This window comes from Serratia sp. Nf2 (assembly GCF_003028435.1).
Lineage (GTDB): Bacteria > Pseudomonadota > Gammaproteobacteria > Enterobacterales > Enterobacteriaceae > Serratia > Serratia marcescens_L.
In genome coordinates this window covers 1-265 of record NZ_PYTW01000059.1, presented here as the reverse complement: position 1 = coordinate 265, position 265 = coordinate 1, and the positions used below count along the sequence as shown (strand labels likewise).

The 265-nt window shown below is 54.7% G+C and carries 1 rRNA gene; it reads left to right on the top strand.

The features are described from left to right. Positions 1-265 (top strand): 16S ribosomal RNA (locus C9411_RS25415); the annotation flags it as partial.

The window sequence follows — 265 nt, the reverse complement described above, 5'->3', positions numbered from 1 at the left end:
CCAGACTCCTACGGGAGGCAGCAGTGGGGAATATTGCACAATGGGCGCAAGCCTGATGCAGCCATGCCGCGTGTGTGAAGAAGGCCTTCGGGTTGTAAAGCACTTTCAGCGAGGAGGAAGGTGGTGAGCTTAATACGTTCATCAATTGACGTTACTCGCAGAAGAAGCACCGGCTAACTCCGTGCCAGCAGCCGCGGTAATACGGAGGGTGCAAGCGTTAATCGGAATTACTGGGCGTAAAGCGCACGCAGGCGGTTTGTTAAGT